General features: G+C 67.3%; 18 protein-coding genes. 2 read left to right on the forward strand and 16 right to left on the reverse strand.

Translation table 11 applies throughout. The annotated features are described in order from the left end of the window. Positions 1-41: 41 nt before the first annotated feature. The 6 genes from BMX17_RS06780 to lpdA all read right to left on the reverse strand — a co-directional run bounded on the left by BMX17_RS06780 (position 42) and on the right by lpdA (position 6,627). A complete protein-coding gene (locus BMX17_RS06780) occupies positions 42-1,358 on the reverse strand; it encodes a methyl-accepting chemotaxis protein (RefSeq protein ID WP_092658725.1) in 1,317 nt (438 codons plus the stop codon). 69 nt (positions 1,359-1,427) lie between these two features. Next, positions 1,428-2,240 carry a prephenate dehydratase gene (gene pheA / locus BMX17_RS06785; protein WP_092658726.1) on the reverse strand — a complete coding sequence of 271 codons (813 nt, stop codon included), beginning with the start codon at positions 2,238-2,240 and terminating at the stop codon, positions 1,428-1,430. 93 nt (positions 2,241-2,333) lie between these two features. Further along, entirely contained in the window at positions 2,334-3,284 is a 951-nt protein-coding gene (locus tag BMX17_RS06790; protein ID WP_092658727.1) for a hypothetical protein, read from the reverse strand. A gap of 60 nt (positions 3,285-3,344) precedes the next feature. Beyond that, positions 3,345-4,340 carry a hypothetical protein gene (locus tag BMX17_RS06795; protein WP_092658728.1) on the reverse strand — a complete coding sequence of 332 codons (996 nt, stop codon included), beginning with the start codon at positions 4,338-4,340 and terminating at the stop codon, positions 3,345-3,347. Positions 4,341-4,430: 90 nt separating this feature from the next. Next, positions 4,431-5,057 carry a hypothetical protein gene (locus BMX17_RS06800; RefSeq protein WP_092658729.1) on the reverse strand — a complete coding sequence of 209 codons (627 nt, stop codon included), beginning with the start codon at positions 5,055-5,057 and terminating at the stop codon, positions 4,431-4,433. Between the two features lie 145 nt (positions 5,058-5,202). Beyond that, positions 5,203-6,627, reverse strand: coding sequence for a dihydrolipoyl dehydrogenase (gene lpdA / locus BMX17_RS06805; protein WP_092658730.1), 1,425 nt, complete (start codon positions 6,625-6,627; stop codon positions 5,203-5,205). A gap of 72 nt (positions 6,628-6,699) precedes the next feature. Here lpdA and BMX17_RS06810 point away from each other — a divergent pair, with 72 nt between their 5' ends. After that, positions 6,700-7,230, forward strand: a complete 531-nt coding sequence (locus BMX17_RS06810; protein WP_244514943.1) for an HVO_2922 family protein — start codon at positions 6,700-6,702, stop codon at positions 7,228-7,230. Here BMX17_RS06810 and BMX17_RS06815 read toward each other — a convergent pair. From BMX17_RS06815 to pdhA, 5 genes are read right to left on the reverse strand one after another with little or no spacing between them, the layout of a single operon-like run. Further along, a complete protein-coding gene (locus tag BMX17_RS06815; protein ID WP_092658732.1) occupies positions 7,227-7,454 on the reverse strand; it encodes a hypothetical protein in 228 nt (75 codons plus the stop codon). The two genes, BMX17_RS06810 and BMX17_RS06815, sit on opposite strands and share 4 nt — an antisense overlap. Positions 7,455-7,466: 12 nt before the next feature. Next, positions 7,467-7,757 carry a hypothetical protein gene (locus BMX17_RS06820; RefSeq protein ID WP_170845348.1) on the reverse strand — a complete coding sequence of 97 codons (291 nt, stop codon included), beginning with the start codon at positions 7,755-7,757 and terminating at the stop codon, positions 7,467-7,469. A gap of 49 nt (positions 7,758-7,806) precedes the next feature. After that, the gene (locus BMX17_RS06825; protein WP_092658734.1) at positions 7,807-9,480 is read right to left on the reverse strand and encodes a 2-oxo acid dehydrogenase subunit E2; all 1,674 of its coding nucleotides are present in this window, start codon (positions 9,478-9,480) and stop codon (positions 7,807-7,809) included. A 1-nt stretch (position 9,481) separates the two neighbouring features. Next, positions 9,482-10,489 (reverse strand): alpha-ketoacid dehydrogenase subunit beta, encoded by a 1,008-nt coding sequence (locus tag BMX17_RS06830; protein WP_092658735.1) that lies wholly within the window; start codon positions 10,487-10,489, stop codon positions 9,482-9,484. 1 nt (position 10,490) lies between these two features. Beyond that, positions 10,491-11,597 carry a pyruvate dehydrogenase (acetyl-transferring) E1 component subunit alpha gene (gene pdhA / locus BMX17_RS06835; RefSeq protein ID WP_092658736.1) on the reverse strand — a complete coding sequence of 369 codons (1,107 nt, stop codon included), beginning with the start codon at positions 11,595-11,597 and terminating at the stop codon, positions 10,491-10,493. Positions 11,598-11,880: 283 nt separating this feature from the next. Here pdhA and BMX17_RS06840 point away from each other — a divergent pair, with 283 nt between their 5' ends. Further along, a complete protein-coding gene (locus BMX17_RS06840; protein ID WP_092658737.1) occupies positions 11,881-12,996 on the forward strand; it encodes a hypothetical protein in 1,116 nt (371 codons plus the stop codon). A gap of 29 nt (positions 12,997-13,025) precedes the next feature. On the opposite strand, the gene BMX17_RS06845 is transcribed toward BMX17_RS06840, so the two are convergent. The 5 genes from BMX17_RS06845 to BMX17_RS06865 form a co-directional block, all read right to left on the reverse strand. Continuing rightward, a complete protein-coding gene (locus BMX17_RS06845; protein WP_092658738.1) occupies positions 13,026-13,448 on the reverse strand; it encodes a PIN domain-containing protein in 423 nt (140 codons plus the stop codon). Then, complete coding sequence (locus BMX17_RS06850; RefSeq protein WP_092658739.1) at positions 13,445-13,756, reverse strand: AbrB/MazE/SpoVT family DNA-binding domain-containing protein; 312 nt, start codon at positions 13,754-13,756, stop codon at positions 13,445-13,447. Before BMX17_RS06850 ends, BMX17_RS06845 begins: the two co-directional genes overlap by 4 nt. A gap of 210 nt (positions 13,757-13,966) precedes the next feature. Beyond that, positions 13,967-15,721, reverse strand: a complete 1,755-nt coding sequence (locus tag BMX17_RS06855; protein WP_139203438.1) for a COG1470 family protein — start codon at positions 15,719-15,721, stop codon at positions 13,967-13,969. A 146-nt stretch (positions 15,722-15,867) separates the two neighbouring features. After that, positions 15,868-16,794 (reverse strand): lipoyl synthase, encoded by a 927-nt coding sequence (gene lipA / locus BMX17_RS06860; protein ID WP_092658741.1) that lies wholly within the window; start codon positions 16,792-16,794, stop codon positions 15,868-15,870. 51 nt (positions 16,795-16,845) lie between these two features. Beyond that, positions 16,846-17,952 carry an outer membrane protein assembly factor BamB family protein gene (locus BMX17_RS06865; RefSeq protein WP_170845349.1) on the reverse strand — a complete coding sequence of 369 codons (1,107 nt, stop codon included), beginning with the start codon at positions 17,950-17,952 and terminating at the stop codon, positions 16,846-16,848. Between the last annotated feature and the right edge of the window lie 147 nt (positions 17,953-18,099).

Below are 18,099 nucleotides of genomic sequence, written 5' to 3' on the forward strand. Positions count from 1 at the left end.
ACGACGGCCTGCTAAAACTGTCTGTCGGCGACGGCCCCGCGTCAGTCGTCCCCTTCGGCGAGGTCCTCGGAGAGTTCCTCGACGGCCTCCCGTACCTCCTCGACGATGTCGTGCTGGCGCTCGGTCAGGTCGGCGGTCTCGGTGGCGGTCTCGTGGATCTCGGTCGCCTCGGTGGCGCTCTGTTCGACCGACGCGGTCACTTCCTCGATGTGAGCCGCCTGGTCGTCGTTGGCCGTCGCGATCTCTTCTGCCCCCTCGGCGGCGTCTTCGACGTGCTCGACGATCTCTTCTAGGGAATCGAGGGTCTCGTCGACGCGGTCGCTGACCTCGACGGCGCGTTCGTTCGCCCGCTCGACCGCCTCGACCGTCCGGTCGGTCTCGCCGGTGATCGCCGCGATCTCCTCGCCGATCTCGTCGGTGTACTCGCGGGTCTGGTCCGCGAGGTCTTTCACTTCGTCGGCGACGACGGCGAACCCTTCGCCGGATTCGCCCGCCCGCGCCGCCTCGATGTTGGCGTTGAGCGCCAGGATGTTCGTCTGTTCGGCGATGTCGGCGATGATCTCGGCGACCGCCTCGATGTCGTCCATCCGGTCGGCCAGTCGGTCGACCGTCGCCTCCAGGTCCTCGCTGGTCGCGAGGATGTCGTCGGCCGCCGACTCGGCCTCCGCCCCCGCGTCCTGCCCGCGGCGGGCGGCCTCGCGGGCGTTGGCCGCCGTCTCGGCCACCTCGTCGGTCGTCGCCGCGATCTCCTCCATGTTGGCGCTGAGCGACTCCATCTCCGAACTGATCTCGTCGAGCCGGTCGTCCTGTGCGACCGCCCGGTCCTCGATGTCGGCCGCGTTGTCGGCCACGTCCCCCGCGACCGTCTCCAGGCGCGCGATCACGCCCGTCAGCCGCTCGGCGACCTGTTCCTGGCTCTCCTGGAGGCGGCGCTCCTTCTCGCGCAACTCGGTCACGTCCTGGAGCGCCGTCACCGAGCCCGTGAGTTCGCCCGCTGCGTCGTACATCGGCGTACTCGTAATCTTGACCGTTCGCTCCTCGTCGTCGTGGTTCAGCAGTGTCGACTCGACGCCCCTGATCTGGGTCTCGTTGGCCATCGTCCGCTGGGCCGTCGTCGTCTTCGTCCCGTGGGTCTCCTCGGTCCGGAACACCTCGTGGCCCTCCATCTCCGGCACTTCCCTGGGATCGAGCGCCGTCAACTCCTGCATCGACGGGTTGAACAGCAGAATGTTCGACTCCGCGTCGGTGACGACGATGGGGACGGGCAGATCCTGCAACGCCTGCACCCACATCAGCTCGGCGTCGTCGAAGTCGGCGTAGACGCCCGCCGCTTCCCCGCGCCGCTCGTGCTCTGACATCTCTTCATGAGCGTTCTCGGACCCCCCGCGTCAACGTTTCGGCGAGGTTATCGAACGCGATAACGAGTCTCACTCCACGACGTGTTCGGTGTCGTACGACCCCAGCCGGCGGACCCACCCGTCCTCGGCGATGGCTTCGATCTCGTCGAGGGCGTCCTGGGTCCGTTCCTCGTAGAGGCCGGCCGCGATGTCGATGTGGAAGACGTAATCGCCCAGCCGCTCGCCGCTGGGACGGGACTCCACGCGGGTCATGTTGATGTCCCGGTCGGCGAACGGCTCCAGCATCTCCAGCAGGAGGCCGGGGTAGTCGACGTTGGGGTAGACGATCAGCGAGGTCTTGCCGCCGCCCTCGGAGCGCTCGCTTTCCGGTGCGACCACCAGGAACCGCGTCGCGTTCGAGGACTGATCTTGAATGTCTTTCGCGAGCACCTCGAGGTCCGTTCCGTTGGTCGCGTTCTCGGGGTGGCCGATGGCCGCGACCGACGGGTCGTCGCGGGCGCGCTCGACGCCGCGAGCGGTCGAGGCGACCGCTTCCAGGTCGGCGTCGGGGTATTCAGCGTCCAGATACTCGCGGCACTGGGCCAGCGCTTGGGCGTGGCTGGCGATCAACTCGAAGTCGGGGCCCTGGGCGAGCAGGGCGTGGCGGATGGGCGTGATCAGTTCCCTGACGACCGCCACGTCGTGTTCGGCGAAGGCGTCCAGCGACTCGGTGACGCTGCCCTCGATGCTGTTCTCGACCGGGACGACGCCGCGGTCGTACTCGCCCCCCGCCACGGCCTCGACGATGGCCGTCACCGATTCGGTAAAGGCCACCTCGTCGGCGACGGCCGTCGCGGCCCGGTGTGAGTAGGTCCCCGCCGGACCGAGCGTGAGTGCCTTCATCGCCGGCGTGTTCGCTCCTGGCGGTGAAAAGCGTCGTGGTGTCGGCCCGGAAATATCGCCAGCGGCGGCCGCGGCTCGGTGTAATCGCCCGGTCTAACGGAAGAGGTCGTAGGTGTCGATCTTGGCGGTGACGACGCCTGCCCGTCCGTTCTGGTTCACCTTGACGTTGCGGGCGCGGGTGAACGCACCGCCGTTGTCGTTGGCTTCGACCCAGTCGTTGAGGTCGCTGGTACTCACGTCGCCCTCGGAGTCGAAGACGAACACCCACTGACGGCTCGTCGTGTCGCCGTTGACCGACCAGGACTGGCCGCTGGCGACCTGCCCGTCGAAGACGCCCGACTCGGCGTCGGCCCGGTCGGAATCGACCTCGTCGCTCCGGGTCCCGCCGCTGACGCTGGTCCCGCTGTTCAGCGCGTTCACCAGCGTCGCCAGATCGTCGTTCTCGCTGACAGCGCGAGTGGCGCTCCCGCCCTTGGTGTCGATGATGCCCTCGACCACGTCCGTCGCGGCGGCCGCGTCCCAGTCGGCACCGAACCCCGGCTCGACGCGCCGGCCGAACACGATGGCGCTGTCGGAGACGCCCACCGCCCGGTTGGGCTCGTCCCTGTCCGACGGGACGTACAGTTCGTAGCCGCTGTAACTGCCGTCGCTCTCGTACTCGGTGCTGGCATCGTCTTCGAGTTCGGCGACGACCTCGGCCGTGTCGTAGGACCCTTTCAGCACGCGCCCCTCGGGCAGGCTGAGGTCCATCTTCACGGACCGGCCCGTGAGCCCGACCGCGCCGTAGTTGGCCGCGAGCGAACTGTAGGTACTCGGATAGAACGCTTTGCGGCTGTCGTAGACTCCCTTCTGGTTCGTCCCGTCGAAGTTCAGACTATCCGCGTCCTGATTGAACTGATCGGCCGGATAGACCCACTGCTGGTACCCCCCCAGGCCACCACCGCCGATGAACGGGATCGCGTCCGTGACCGCGTTACAGCCAGCGAGCGCACCTGTACCCATCACAGCACTGGCGGTCAGAAACCGCCGGCGTGTCTGCTCCATGTGCAATTTGTGTATGTTATCACATAAAATATATTCGATAGTAACCACCGGATCGGCCCGTTACTCGGTTCCACTGCCGAGATTGGGGGCGGTGTAGGTGTCGGCCGTGGCGGTGACGGTGATGGTCCGGCCGCTCTGGCTGACCTCGACGTTGCGGGCGCGGGCGAACTGCCCCTCGTTGTCGTTGTACTCGACGTAGTCGGTGACGGCGCCCGTGTCGGCGTCACTCTGGGAGTCGAAGACGAACACCGACTGTGAGTCGGTCGTCGCGCCGTTGATCGTGGAGGCCTGTCCGCTGGCGACCAGTCCCTCGAACTCACCGCTGTTTTCGTCGGCCTCGTCGGAGCCGATGGGGTCGCTCCGGACCGTGGCGGTGAGGAAACTGCTGCCGCTGAGCGAACTGACCAGCGTCCCGAACGCGTCGTTGGCGTTCACGTACCGGGTGGCACCGCCGCTGTTGGTGTCGATGATCCCTTCGACCACGTCCGTGGCCGGGACCGAGTCGGCGTCGGAGCCGAAGTTGTCGACCCGCTGGCCCTGCACGACGGTGCCATCGGCGACGCCGAACGCGTCGGGCGATTCCTCGCGCTCGGCCCGGACGTACAGGTCGTACCCCTCGTGACTGCCGTCGCTCTCGTACTCGGTGCTGGTGTCGGCTTCGAGTTCGGCGGTGACCTCGCCCCGCTCGAACGACCCCGAGAGGACCACTCCCTCCGGGAGGTTGAGCACCATGGAGACGTTCCGCGGGAGAATCCCCGTGTTCGACACGAAGTTCCGCGACAGGGAGCTGTACGTGCTGGGGTACAGTTCCTCGCGGTTCTCGTAGATCGACTGCTGGTTGATCGCGAAGATACTCAACGCGACACTGTCGTCGCCGAACTCCCCGCTCTCGTCGGCACTGGCGAACCGATCCGGCTCGTAGACCCACTGTTCGTAGTCACCCAGCCCACCTCCGCCGATGAACGGAATCGCGTCCGAAACCGCGCTACAGCCCGCGAGCGCACCTGACCCGAGCGCCGCACTGGCGGCCAGAAACCGCCGACGTGTCTGCTCCATGCCCCATTCCTGTATGTAATAACATAAAAGATGATCGATGGTATGGGTTCGGCAGCGATCACTGAACCGCCGCGTTCGGCGGCCATCGGCTCACACGCCGTCGAGTTCGAGCAGTCGGAGTTTGAGATACAGTCGGATCATGAGCAAGACGATACAGCCGAGAAAGGAGGCGACGGCCAGTTCGACGACCGACAGCCCGGTGCCGGAGGCCGCGAAGGGATTGACGCCGTCCATCGTCTGGACGTAGCTCTCGACGGCCGCGCCGCCACCCAACCCCAGCAGGAAGTAGACGACGGTCAGTCCGATGGCCAGCCCGCCGGTCCCGAACGCCAGGTAGGAGGCGAAATCCTCGACGTTGAGGACGGCCCGGGCCTGTGACTCGTCGAGCGGGTGATTCCGGATGCGGTACACCGCCCCGCCGATCAACAGGAGGGCGGTACACGTCACGATACTCGCACCCACGAGCCCCAGGATGAGGACCTTCGGTGAGGCGAGCGCCGGGTCGGCCGACGGGACGTATTCGCTCACTGTCGTGGGAAAGAGGAGATAGATCGGCAAGAGCAGGGTGAGTCCGCCCAGAAGCAGGCTCTGCCAGGTCAGTTTCGTGACCGTCGGCTGGGAGAAGTAGGTCCGTCGCCGGAGGCGCAACTGATCGTACATCGAGCCCGAGAGAATCGCGCTCGTGATATCGTCGTGGTCGTCCGTCTCGTCTGTCATGGCTATCCGATCGGCTCGTGGTGCCGACTTTCGAAATCGAAAGTATATCTCTTTTGGTCGTGTCCGGCACCGAACCAACCCACCGAGGGGGCCACGACTGTCGGAAAATGTGAACGATTTTCGCCCGACTGCGGACGGGTCCGGTTCAGCGGTTCAGGGTGTGGATCGCCTGCCCCATCGCGTTCGCGGCCGCCTCCATCACGGCTTCGGAGAGCGTCGGGTGGGTGTGGACGGTCGCGACCAGGTCCTCCAGCGTGGCTCCCATCTCGATGGCCAGGCCGACCTCCGCGATCAACTCCGAGGCGTCCGGGCTCACGATCTGGGCCCCGAGGACGAATCCGTCGGCCTCGTCGGCGACGATGCGGACGAACCCGTCGGTGTCGTCGTGGGTGAGCGCCCGCCCGGACGCGCGGAGCGGCAACTCCCCCACGACGGGCTCGAAACCCGCCTCCTCGGCCTCGCGTTCGGTCAGTCCCACGGTCCCGATCTCCGGGTCGGTGAACACCGCCGCGGGGATGGCCTGCTGGTCCAGCGCGGCCGGTTCGCCCGCGATCACCTCCGCCGCGACCTCGCCGGCTTTCATCCCCTGGTGGGCGAGCATCGGCTCGCCGGCCACGTCGCCGACGGCGAAGACGTGATCCACGTTCGTGCGCGCGCGGTCGTCCGTCGGTACGAACCCGTCGTCGTCGGTCTCGACGCCCGCCGCGTCCAGGGCGACGGTGTCGGTCACGGGTTCGCGGCCCACGGCGACCAGCGCCTTCGTGGCGTCGTACTCCGAGACCGTCCCGTCCTCACCCTCGGTGACGACGGTCAGGCCCTCGTCCCGTGCCTCCCAGTCGGCGGCGGCCTCCTCGAAGTGAAAGTCGACGCCCAGGGATTTCGCGCGCTGGGTGACCACGCGGGTCACGTCGGCCTCGTACATCGGGAGCGCCTGATCGAGCGCTTCGACGACTCGCACGTCGCTGCCGGCCTTGGCGAACACCGTCGCCAGTTCCATCCCGATGTAGCCGGCCCCGACGACGAGCAACTCGTCGGGCACCGAGTCGAGGGCCAGCGCGTGCCGAGAGGAGAGAATCCGGTCGCCGTCGAACGGCAGCGAGGGGAGTTCGATCGGCCGACTCCCCGTCGCGACGATCGCGTGTTCGAACTCGATCGATTCCGAGCCCTGCCCCTCGCCGCCGTGGGCGACCCGCGCCGTGTTCTCGTCGGCGAATTCGGCCGTCCCTTCCACGAGGTTGATGCCGTTGCCCTTGCAGAGCCGTTCGACGCCGGTGGTGAGCTGATCGACCACCTCGTCTTTCCAGCCGACCATGCCGGCCATGTCGATGGCGGGATCGGCGTGGACGCCCATGTGTTCGGCCTCGCGTGCTTCGTGGGCCACGTCCGTCGCCGAGACGAGTGCCTTCGAGGGAATACAGCCGTGATTGAGACAGGTCCCGCCGTAGGCGTCCTTTTCGACGAGGGTCACGTCCAGATCGAGCTGGGCGGCCCGGATCGCCGCCACGTACCCGCCGGGGCCCGCGCCGATTACCAGTACGTCGGTGCCAGTCGCGATGTCGCCGACGACCATACCACGGCAACGCACCCCCGGACTTTGAGTGTGCGGGTTGGCTTTATGCCTCGTCGCCCCGAGTTCCCGTGCATGGAAGAGCAACTGTTCTCGCGGACCGACCGCCGTGACGCCGCGGCGACCGCGGCGCTGCTGCGCTCGCTCGCGGACGATCTGGAGTCCGGCATCGGTTTCGACGCCCTGGCCGGGGAAGACGTCGACGTCGGCGTCCCGACCGAGATGGACATCGAGTTCGAGGTCGACCGGGTGACGACCGACGACGGTGAGACACGCGATCTGGCGGTCGAACTGACGTGGGACCCCGACGACGAGCGAGCGGCCGAGGAGACCGAGTCGGCGGGGACCGACGGGCCACCGACGACGGACGCTGCCGACACGACGACCGGCCCCACGAACGCCCCGGGCAACGCCACGCCCGACTCGCAGGCCGCCTTCGAGGTGTACCGGGACAGGGCCGACGAGTGGCGCTGGCGGCTCCGCCACCGCAACGGCAACATCGTGGCCGACAGCGGTGAAGGGTACAACCGCAAGCGTGGCGCGATTAACGGGCTGGAAAGCGTCCAGCGCAACGCGCCCGGTGCGGACGTAGAGCTAGAGGATTAGTCGTCGGCCGTCGCGCCGCTTCCGTCGGACGAACGGTCGGCGTCGCCGGTGTCGTCCCGCGGTCGCCACTCCTGTCGAACCCACGCGAGGCCGAACGCGACGGCGTACAGCACCGCGGGCGCGGCCGCGGCCCCCGTGAGCGCGAACGCCACCGGGTCGAGAATCGTTCGATACAGCGGTGGGACGCCGAACTGGGTCAGCGGTGGGAGAAACCGCGTCGCCACCGCGGCCAGGACCTAGGGTGCGGCCGCCAGCAGGACCCGCCAGTTCTCGCGGATCTGTCCGCTGCCCGTTCCCGGCCAGTCGGTCCACGGCCGGGACCCCGCGAGCGCGTCCGCACGTGCGGCGACGTATACGAACGCCATCACGATTCCGGCCACCCGAAGACCGAGCGCCGCGGTCCCGGCCGCTCGGTAACCGCGCACCAGGGTCTCCGCGAGAACGGCAACGAGACCCCAGAGTAACAGGATCTCGGCCACTGCGACGGTTTCGACGAACAGCCGTTTCGGATCGATGGTGGAGGACACGCCGAGTCGTGTCATGGAGGCAACGAAAAAGTAGCGGTCCGCCCGCGGTCTACTCCAGTAACAGCAGCGTCGGGTCCCGCAGGTACTCCTTCAGCGTGTTCGTGAACCGGGCGGCCTCCGCGCCGTCGATCACGCGGTGGTCGATGGACAGCGAGAGGGTCATGACGTGGCGCGGGACGACCTCGCCGCCGACCGACTGTTCGCTCGGGAACATCCCCTCGTCCTCGTCGTCGTTCTCGACCACCCACGGCCGCTTTTTGATCGCCCCGAGGCCGAGAATCGCGGTCTCGGGGTAGTTGATGATCGGCGTGGCGTACTCCCCGCCGATGGCTCCGAAGTTGGTGATGGTGAAGGTGCCGCCCTGCATCTCCTCGCGGCTGATCGACCGCTCGCGGGCCTTCGCGACCAGTTCGTTGGCCTCGCTGGCGATGTCGAGCAGGGATTTCCGCCCGGCGTCCTCGACGACGGGCACCATCAGCCCGGCGTCGGTGGCGGTGGCGACCCCGACGTTGTAGTCGCCTCGCGTGACGATCTCTTCTGCCTCCTCGTCGAGCTGGGAGTTGAGGATCGGGTACTCCCGGAGCGCGGCGACGACTGCCTTCACGACGAAGGGCAGGTAGGTGAGCTTGATGTCCCGTTGCTGGGCGCGTTCCGCGAGGTCGTCGCGGGCCGCGACCAGTTCCGTCACGTCGACCCGGTCGTGGTGAGTGACGTGGGGCGCAGTGAACTTCGACTGTTCCATCTGCTGGCCGATCGTCCTTCGCACGCCGCGGTAGGGGATCCGTTCCTCGGAGCCGGCGGCGACCTCGGCCCGGTCGGACTCGGCCGCTGGGGCTCCTTCGCGCTCGCCGCCAGCCGAAATCGCCTCGGCGTCGGCCGCCTGCGCTTCGCGCTGGGCCTCGGCGTACTCCCGGACGGCCGCGGTCGTGACGACGGCCTCGCCGTCGCGTTCCTCGGTCGCGGGCACCGCGTCGATGTCCACGTCGAGTTCCTTCGCGACGCCGCGGGTCGCCGGGGTCGCCAGCGTGCGGTCGCGGTCGGCCGGTTCGGCCGCTGTGGGGGCCCCCGCGTCCTCCGTCGTGGGCTGGCTCCCCTCGACGACGGTGGGCTGGGCGCCGCCCAGCGGTTCCTCGGCCTCGGCGATGGCGGTCTCGGCCTCGTCGCCGGCAGTCGTCGCGTCAGCCTCGGCCGCCCCCGTCTCGGCCGTCGGTTCGGGTTCGGTCGCATCGCCCTCGGCCGCGGTGTGAACGTCCATCTCCGTGATGCGACCGCCGGGACCGGAACCGTCGACGGCGGCGAGGTCGACCCCGAGTTCGCGGGCCAGTCGGCGAGCGCTTGGTGCGGCGAACACCCGACCGCCCGACTCGCCGTTCGTGCTTGGGCTCGCGGAGTCCTCGGTCGGCTCCGCCGCTTCGGCGTCGGTCGGTTCGGCGTCCGCGGGTTCCTCCCCACCGGCCGGTTCGCTTCCAGTCTCGTCCGTTTCGCCCTCGACCTCGAAGACGATGATGACCTCGCCGACGGGGACCACCTCGCCGGCCTCGGCGCGCAGTTCTTTGACCGTGCCGTTCACCGGCGAGGGAACCTCGACGACGGCCTTGTCGGTCTCGACCTCTGCGACTGGCTGGTCCTCCGAGACGGGGTCGCCCGGGCCGACGAGCCACTGAACGATCTCGCCCTCGGCGACGCCCTCGCCCACGTCGGGGAGTTTGAACTCACGGACCATCTCAGAACTCCACGGTCTCGCGGATGCCGTCCTCGATGCGGGCGGCCTCCGGCAGGTAGTAGTCCTCCAGGGCGTACAGCGGATAGGGCGTATCGAAGCCCGTCACCCGGTTGATCGGGGCCTCCTGGTAGAGGAGGACGTCCTCCTGGATGGTGGCGATGATCTCCCCCGCGAGGCCGCCCGTCTTGGGGGCCTCGTGGACGACGACCGCCCGGCCGGTCTTCTTGAACGACTCTTTGATGGCGTCCTCGTCCATCGGCGAGAGCGTCCGGAGGTCCACCACCTCGCAGTCGATCCCCTCCTCGGCGAGGGTCTCGGCGGCCTCCATCGTCGGGCGGGTCATCGCACCCCAGGTGAACACGGATACGTCACTGCCCTCCCGGCGGACCGCGGCCTCGCCCAGCGGCACGGTGTAGGGCTCGTCGGGCACTTCCTCGCGGAACGCCCGGTAGATGAGTTTGGGTTCGAGGAAGATCACCGGGTCCGGATCGCGGATGGCACTCGCGAGTAGCCCCTTGGTGTCGTACGGCGTCGAGGGGATGACGACCTTGAGACCGGCCTCGTGGACGAAGAACGCTTCCTTGGACTCGGAGTGGTGTTCCGGTGCCCGGATGCCGCCGCCGTAGGGGGCCCGCACCACGAGCGGGCAGGTGAACCGGCCCCGGCTTCGGGTGCGCAGGCGGGCGGCGTGGGAGACGATCTGATCGAACGCGGGGTAGATGAACCCCATGAACTGGATCTCAGTCACCGGGCGGAGGCCGTAGGCGGCCATGCCGATGGCGGTGCCGACGATGCCCGACTCCGCGAGGGGCGTGTCGATCACCCGGTCGTCACCGAACTCTTCGATGAGCCCCTGGGTGGCCCGGAAGACGCCGCCGTTCTCGCCCACGTCCTCGCCCATCACGAGGACGTCGTCGTCCCGTTGCATCTCGCCGTACAATCCATCGCGGACGGCCTGTACGAGCGTGAGGTCCTGTGCCTCGGTCTCGGTATCGGTTGCCTGACTCATGTTATTCGAGGAGGGCGTCGTCGCCGTGTCGGTCCCTGATGCGCTCGAAGTACTCAAGCTGTTGCTGTAAGCGTTGGGGCATCTCCGCGTAGACGTGAGCGAACATTTCGTCGGGTGCGGGGCGCTCGACCGACTCCGCCGCGTCGATCGCCTCGGCCACTCGATCCGAATTCTCCTGCTCGATGGCGGCGACGGTCTCGTCGTCCAGCAGGCCACGCTCGCGCAGGAACGTCTCCAGCCGTGGGATGGGGTCTTTGCGCTTCCACTCCTCGACCTCGTCGTCGTCCCGGTAGACCGAGGGGTCGTCGGCGGTGGTGTGGGCCCCGAAGCGGTACTGGACGGCCTCGATCATCGTCGGCCGCAACTCGCCCTCGTCGGGGTCTTTGGCCTTCTCGACGGCATCGCGGGTCACCTGGTAGACGGCGAGGGGGTCCATCCCGTCGACCTGCACACCCTCGAACCCGTAGGCGTGGGCCTTCTGGGCCAGCGTCGCGCTCGCCGTCTGGCGCTCGCGGGGCACCGAGATTGCCCACTGGTTGTTGTTACAGAAGAAGACGGTGGGCGTGTCGAACACGCCGGCGAAGTTCATGCCCTCGTGGAAGTCGCCCTCGCTGGTCGCGCCGTCCCCGAAGTAACAGAGGAAGGCCTTTCGCTCGCCCTCGAGTTTCGAGGCCCAGGCCGCCCCGGTCGCGTGGGGGACCTGCGTGGCGATGGGGACCGCCATCGTGAACATATTCACGTCCTCGGGGACGGCGTTGCCATCCTCGTGGCCCATCCAGAACAGGAGGATCTTCTCCAGGGGCACCCCGCGAACGACCGCCGCGCCGGCCTCCCGGTAGCTCGGGAACAGCCAGTCGTCCTCGTCCAGTGCGTGGGCGCTCCCGATCTGGGAGGCCTCCTGGCCGGAGAGTGGGGGATAGGTGCCCATCCGGCCCTGGCGCTGGAGGGACACCGCCCGCTGGTCGAAGTGTCTGGCTAACGTGATCTGTCTGTACATCCCGACCAACGCCTCGTCGCCCAGGTCCGGTACCGTCGCGCCATCCCGGACCTGGCCATCCTCGTCGAGAATTTCGACCCGTTCGCCCGGGCCACGCTGTAGGGTACTCATACTGCCCTCCGACAACACATACCAGACACCTCGCGGCGCTCGCTAATATGTTTTTGGCAAATAGCTTTCGTTACCACGCAATCTTGCGCGCGCGGCTTCGCGGACGGTCGTTCTGGACTGTTGTTCTTCGCACTTCTCGGGCGGAGTCGGGCAGAAAAGTGGACGAACGTTTCGTGGCGCTCGTCGGCGATGCCCGTGGCGGAGCGTGCGCGCTCGCGTCCGCGTGTCATACAATGTGGCCAGTGACACAAAACTTATTCTGGGGGCCGGGGTCGGACGAAACGTGTCACTGAGTGGGCCGGTCCGGTTGTGTGTGCAGTACGTCACCGCCGTGACCGCGCTCTGGCTGGCGTTCCATTTCGGGATTCTCAGCGGGACGCTCGCTCCGTTGCTTCACCTCGACGGGTGGGGTCAGCCCCTCGTCATTCCGGTGATGGCGGTTCTGTACCTGCTGATCCTCGCGCCGCTCTCACAGATCGTCGTGATAACGACCGATCCTTCGGGTGGGTCGGCGGCGTCGGTGTGGGAAGAGGTGACCGGCGTCAGCCTGGTCGCCACGGTCGCCGGGGCCCTCGCCGGTGGCGGACTGGTATTCGGTGTCCCGGACTGGCTCTCGACGACGCTCCCGCTGGTGGCGCTGTCGGCGGCCGTCGTCACATTCGTTTTACTCGGCGACGCGGTGTCGGTTCAGGGTCTCGATACGGCCTTCTTGAGTGCCGCGGCGACGACCCACCTGTTTGTGGTGCCGGTGGCGCTGTCGTTGCTCGTCGGCGGCATCGGTCTGGTGTTGGCCGTCCCCGTCGCAATCATCGCACTCCTGGTCGTCCGAGGCTGGCTGGGGACCAACTCGCCCATCGACCGCTGCGTCTCGGTCTCGCTCGCGGTGGTCTTCGCGCTCGTCGCCGGCGGCGTGATGGCCTACGACCTGTCCGGCCCTCGTCCGGCGACGGATCTCGACACCGAAGCGACGGCGAACCTCTCGGCCGCCGAGAACCGCACGTACTCCATCACGGACTACGGGTTTCGGTCGCTATCCGTACCCATCGGGACAGTCTCGGTCGACAACGCGTTCGGGTTCGAACGGACCGCCGACGTTCCGGCGTACACGGCCTGTCTGTACGACACCGGCGGCAAGCGAATACAGACGACCGCTGGCCACGGTCCGGTTCTGGTCGTCGGCAACGACGAGTATGCCAGTCCCGTCGACCAGGTACGACTCGCTGGCGGAGAGCACCACCAGTACGGCGTCGTCGTCCTCCTCGACAGCGTCGAGGGACGGTCGCTGGCGGAAATCCGCGACCTCGGAACCGTCCCGGTCCGCCGGGCCGATAGCTGTCCCGGGACCACCGACGGCCCGGCGCTGGTGCTGGTTCCCGACGGCGAACGTGGCCGACGATAATCGTCACTCACTGGAACGGACAGTCACGGTCATGCCGGTTCGTCTCGGAACTGCGTGATCGGAACGTCCGTGATGCTGTCGTAATCGTCGTCGGCACCGACGAGCAGCGTGCCGTCGACGTGGGTCGCCGTCGCGAGTGCGAACGCGTCTCCGAGTGCGGGTGCGTGGTGAGACTTGAACTCCGAGGCGAGTCGCCAGGTCTCTGCCGTGTCGATCCGTTCGATCCCGCTCTCTTTGAGCACGTCGACGATCATCTCTGCGCGTTCTTCGCTGTCGAGGCCTCGAACGACGTAGTGGACTTCAGCGAGGTTGACTGCCGAGATGTATCCCGCCACAGATCCCTCCACGCCGCCGATGTATCTCTCGACGACGTCACTTCCGGGTTCGTCGCGGAAGTACGCGATGAGCGGTTCGGCGTCGAAGACGACCGTCTCAGGCAACTCGTCTGTCATTCGTCCGTTCCCTCGGTTTCGTCGCGGTCGCGGTCGCGCAATTTCGTCTCCCTGGCGGCGTCACGCTCTCGACTCTCCTGGAGCCGTTCCGTCGCCGTCCGTCCCTCGTCGTCGGTTTTGCCTGCCAGTATGCCCCGGAGATCGGTCGCCGAGCGGATCGGCCGTACGACGATTTCGCCCTCGTCTGTCCGGACGAACTTCACACGCCCCGGCGTGTCGATTCCCAACTCCTCCCGGAACTCCTTGGGAATCGTCGCCTGCCCCCGCGACGACACCGAGACCACTTTCTCTGATTCTGTTCCACTCATACTTTCTCTACCCATTACTTCGAGAGATTCATACTAAACGGTGTTGCTGACGCCGCCGAGCCGTCGCCTCGTGACCGCCTGTCCCCCACCGGTCCGCTTGCGTTTGCTCACACGCTCGCCCGCGCCACACGCTCCCGTTCGAGTTCCGGGTCTCCGTCGCCGCCGCGTTGGTGACGCAAAATCGCGTCGCCGACCGCCGGAGCCGACCGGTCAGGCGACCGGTTCCGCGTGGAACTCGATGTACAGTTCCATCACGAACTCGTTCTCGCCGGCACCGGCGGGCAGGCCGACGTCGTTGCCGATTGCGGTTTCGAGACCGTCACAGCTCCGTGCGCCCGGGACGGTGAACTCGTTGTCGACCAGCGTGGCGTTCGACGTTCCGGTCGTGATGACCGACCTGGTGCTCCCGTTGCTCCCGGACAGGCTGCCGCTGTCACCGGTCGTGCCGTTCACGACTACGGGCATCCCACAGCCTTCGATCTCTGGGATCAGGAGGTTGGCGAAGGTGGATGCTTCGAACGTGCTGTAGCCGGTTGCGGTGTCGAGCGAGCCCTCGACCGTCGTCGTGGCCGAGATGTTGGTCGGCATATCGTCGAGCGTGTCCGACTCGAAACGGATCACCGGGAACCGGAAGTTCTCGGGCGTGACGGTGTACTCCCCGGTGGTCTGGTCGAAACTCGCGGTGAACTGCGCACAGCCTTTCGTCTCGTTTTCGGGGATCCCGCTCGGACAGTCCGGGAGGTCGCCCCGGCGGTCCTTCTCGCCGACCTCGATGTACCCCTCCTCGACGTAGGCCGTGAACGACCGGTACTCGGGCAGGTCGTCGGCTGTCGACCCGTCCGCCGCCACGACCGAGACCTGTCGAGTGACCGTCTCGTTCTCGGTGTGTACGCCGAACGTGACGGTTCCGCCGGGCAACGACTCCGCCAGCGGGAGCGTCAGAGTCTCGGTCGTTCGCTCGCCGGGAGCGAGCGTGACGGTGCGCTCCTCCAGCGTCTCGATGTCGCCGTCGCCGTCGACGTCGACCCCGAACCCGCCGGTCTGGGTCCCCTCGCGGCCGCCGATATTCTCGATGTCGATCGACCCCTCGATCGTCTCACCCGCCTGGACGGTCTCGGGGGCCTGCAGGTTCGACAGCTGGAAGTTCGCCGCCGAGTCGGCCTCGTTGATCTGCACGCTCGTACTCAGGGAGTCATTCACCGTCTGGACCATCGCGGTGACGGAGCCGGCGTCACCGGGCTGTGTAGGCACCGACAGCGCGATCTCCTCCGTCGCGCCGCCGGCCAGCGTCACGTCGGAACTGCTGCTCTGGTCGAGCACCGACAGCGTGACCGACTGGGTTCCTTCACGGTCGCCGACGTTCTCGACCGTCGCGTCGACGGTAAGCGTCTCGCCTTCCGTCACCGGCGAGTTCGTGCCGATGTTCGAGATCTGGAAGGTAGCAGGCGCGTTCGGTTCGGTACTGTCACCGTCACCGGGCTCTTGCCCGTCGTCGCCGTCGTCGTCACTGTCACCGATGCCGGAGAAGTCGGGTGCCTCGCCGTCGTCACCGATGCCGGAGAAGTCGGGGGCCTCGCCGTCGTCACCGATGCCGGAGAAGTCGGGAGCCTCGCCGTCGTCACCGATGCCGGAGAAGTCGGGGGCCTCGCCGTCGTCACCGATGCCCGAGAAATCGAACGGTGACCCGTCGTCGTCACCGATGCCCGAGAAGTCCGGCGGTTCACTTGTCTCGCCGAAGCTGAAGTCCGGCGAGTCCCTGGTCTCGCTGAAGTCGAAGACCGAGCCGTTGCTGTTCCCACTGAACTGGAATCTGCCGTCGCTCTCGTTGCCGTCGAGGTCGAATTCGAATTTCTGGGTGTCGTCGGACTGTGTGGCTGCCGGCGTCGTGGCCGCGACTGTCCCCGTCCCCGCAACGAGGGCGATCACGACCCCGACGACCAATGCCCGCCTGCTAGCTGCGATCATTCTTTGCCCTTACGCTACCAAGCCGATAGCGAGTAATAATTTTACTTAAAGATAATTTAAATTAACTACTGGCCGCGAGCGAGCGGTGGCTGGGGCTGTGGGGTTCGATCTGTCGTCCGCTCAATCCGGTACCGGACCCGCTCTCGCTACTCGCTCGCTCGCGCCCGTTCGCGGGCCTCGGCCGGGTCCTCGCCCGCCAGCACGGCCTCGACGAACAACTCGCCGGCCCGGTAGGAAGACCGGACCATCGGGCCGGAGGCACAGTAGAGGAATTCCAGTTCCTCTTCGGCCACTCTGCGCCACGTCTCGAAGGCGTCGGGGTGGACGTAGTCGCTGACCTCCAGGTGCGAGCGGGAGGGCTGGAGGTACTGGCCCAGCGTCACCACGTCGACGCCCACCGTCTTGAGATCCCGCAGGGTCTGGTAGATCTCGTGGTCGTACTCGCCGACGCCGAGCATGAGGCTGGTCTTGGTGTAGATGTCCGATTCCCGATCCACCTGCCGGAGTACGGAGAGGGACTGTTCGTAGCCGGCCCGGCGGTCCCGGACGGGCCACTGCAGGCGGTCGACGGTCTCGATGTTGTGGGCGATCACGTCGGGGTCGGCGTCGACGATCTTCCGGACGAGATCGGGTTCGCCCTGGAAATCGGGGATCAGACACTCCACCAGAATACCGGGGTGGCGCTCCTTGATCGCGCGGATCGTCTCGGCGAAGTGGCCCGCGCCCTGGTCGGGCAGGTCGTCGCGGTCGACGCTGGTGAGGACGACGTAGTCCAGCCCGATCTCGGCGACGGCGTCGGCGACCTGCCCCGGTTCCTCGGGGTCCAGCGGCTCCATCCCGCCGGTCTCCACGTCACAGAAATTGCATCCGCGGGAACACCGCTCGCCCATGAGCATGAACGTCGCCGTGCCGGGCCCCTCCTCGCCGCTCCAGCACTCCCCGAGGTTCGGGCAGTTGGCCTCCTCACAGACGGTGTGGAGGTCGTGCTCCCGCAGGGTCTCTTTGATGTCGGTGAAGCGCTCGCCCGACGGGGGAGCCATCTTGAGCCAGTCGGGCTTGCGGGCGCGACTCATTGTCGAACAGCAGGGGCCGTCGGGAGAAAAACCTGGGGTTCCGGCCGGCGATCACACCTGGTAGCAGTAGACCGTCCTGCCGACGCCGACGAACGTTCGGCCGCGTCCGGCGGTCCCCATGATGAATCTCTTGAACCCAGTCTCGAACGAGTCGATGACCTCGCCGGTCCGGAGATCTCGGGCCTGTGCCTGCTCGTCGTCCTCGACGACGACCGCCGAGTCGAGTCCGACCGTCGGAAACGGTACCTCTCCATCTCGGTTCTCGGTCCAGAGTCTGGCCCCCGAATCGATCTCGAAGGCCGACACGGTGGTGGGGTCGAACCGTTCGCTGACCAGCGCGACGCCCCCCGCCGTGGTCACGCTCGCGTTGAAGTCTGTCTCGACGCGTCGCTCCCAGCGCTTCGTCCCGTCCGCGGGGTCGACGGCGGCTACCGAGCGCTCCCCGGCCACGACTGGTGTCCCCTCCCCGACCGCCGCGCCGACGGTGAAGCCGGACGGCGTGTCCTCGAGTCGCCAGCCGACCGTTCCGTCCGGCTCGTATCGCGCGAGTCCGGCCCGCGAATCGACCAGAAACCCGCCGTCGTGTGCGGCCAGAAGCCTCGCCGACTCGCCGAGCGTCGCGATCCGCTCGCCCCCGGACTTCTCGTGAACGACGACACCGGCGGACCCGTTGGCGGCCACGTGGTCGGCGGTCGTGACGACCGGGCCGTAGACGGTGTTCTCGTCCCCGACATCGCCGCGTTCCCAGCGCGCCTCGCCGGTATCGGGGTCGACAGCCAGCACCTCGCCCGTCGTCCAGACCGCGTACAGCCCGTCGTCGTCGGCCGCCAGCGCGTCGAACGTCCTCGTCGACGGGTTCGCCCAGCGCTCGTCACCGTCCGCGAGTGACAATGCCGTCATCCCCCGGTCGTGTGTGGTGTACACCGTGTCGTTCCACGCGACGGTCGAGACGTGCGCCCCGTCCAGGGCGTCGATACCCAGTTCTGTCGTCCACTGGCGCTCGAACCCGACCCGCTCGGAACCGCCGGACGAGGGCGTCCCCGTACCGGTCGCCGTCTCCGTCCCGGGTCCCGTTTCCTGCTCTTCGCGCCGACCGAGACCTAGACAACCGCCGGACAGCGATGCCCCCACCGCCGCTACGTACGTCCGTCGTCGCATACTGTAGACACGTATTCGATCTAACATAAGTGTGTGCGGTCGACTGCCCGTCGCTCACGCGTCGCGACGCGGGACCGACCGCGACGGAAACGCCTATACTCTCGGCACTCCCGATTGCTGTCGTGCCAGGGAGCGTAGATCACGAGC

Source organism: Halorientalis persicus (assembly GCF_900110215.1).
GTDB lineage: Archaea > Halobacteriota > Halobacteria > Halobacteriales > Haloarculaceae > Halorientalis > Halorientalis persica.